The sequence below is a fragment of the Acidimicrobiia bacterium genome (assembly GCA_029210695.1).
Taxonomy (GTDB): Bacteria; Actinomycetota; Acidimicrobiia; order Spongiisociales; family JAHEDJ01; genus JAHEDJ01.
Genome location: JARGFH010000147.1, coordinates 1 through 1,077, shown reverse-complemented (window position 1 = coordinate 1,077; position 1,077 = coordinate 1). Strand labels below are relative to the sequence as shown.

Below are 1,077 nucleotides of genomic sequence, written 5' to 3'. Positions count from 1 at the left end.
TAACCATCAGATTGGCAGAGCCCTCCTAATCAACCGGGAACCCCTACACCCCGCTCAATTCCGAAGCGCCCGTTATCCGACCAGGCCACCAACACCGGACCCTCCCCGTCATCTCCCGCCCCGCCATGGGGTCGTCTGATCGGGCGGCCCTCTGGGTCCAACAGCCCCTGGGATTCGAGTGCCTGGGTGAACAGCAGCTGCACCTGGGTGGAGGCCTGTTCGGTGGTGACGAGGGTGTCGATCCAGAACCTCGAGACGACATCGACGATTGCATAGACCGCTCGATCGCATCTGGTGAAGTGGGTGGCGTCCCATATCCAGATGCGGTTGGGTTCCCAGGGGATCTCCGGCAGCTGCGGGGCCGGTCTCCCTGGTCGGGCCCGTTCACCCGGCAGCGACACTCCAGCGTCGTCTGTGATGCGTAACACTGTCGAAGGAGACACAAACACTCGACCCAGATACGAGCCCCGGTTCGCCAGCTTGCGGTGGGTGCGGTCGACAGGCCCCCATTCTTCGACCAGCTCCAACACTGCTTGGCGTTCCCAATCGAGGATCCGATGGACCGGGTTTCCGCCCGGAGCCAGATCGGTGAGCGTGCCGACGATACGGCGGCGGACTCGCCAGCGGTGTGCTCTCACATCAGAGACCCCGAGAACCCGGCAGGCGCGGGCATGAGACCACCCGGCATCGGTGGCTTGGTCGATCAGCTTCAACAAGCCCTCTTTGACCTCGCCTGAACAGCGGAGCGGGACCCGGGCGAGGTTCAGGCCCAACGCGATTTTCCTCGGATCAACGCCAGCTCGATCGCCTGTTCCTTGATCGCCTCGGACAGTCGGGCGATCTCAGCTTTCAGCATCTCGATCTCGACATCACGGGGATCACGCGATCCGCCCGGCCGAGAAGAAGCAAACGCCGCCATCGCTGCGTCCTTGGCATCCCGACGCAGCTTGATCACCACCGAGGTGTCCACGCCCCACTTCCGGGCGGCGTCCGCCTGGGTTGTCGCTCGCCAGCTTGATGGGACCACCGGTTCGCCAGTGTGATGGGACCGGGTTGGGGTTCGGTCAGGTCCGGCGT

Annotated in this window: 2 protein-coding genes; both read right to left on the bottom strand. The window is 64.3% G+C overall.

Going from position 1 to position 1,077, the window contains the following annotated elements:
- Nucleotides 1–29: 29 nt before the first annotated feature.
- A complete protein-coding gene (locus P1T08_18820; protein MDF1598127.1) occupies nt 30–773 on the bottom strand; it encodes a hypothetical protein in 744 nt (247 codons plus the stop codon).
- On the bottom strand, nt 764–1,077 hold a 314-nt coding region (locus P1T08_18815), incomplete at its 5' end, for a hypothetical protein (GenBank protein ID MDF1598126.1). The genes P1T08_18820 and P1T08_18815, both read right to left, overlap by 10 nt.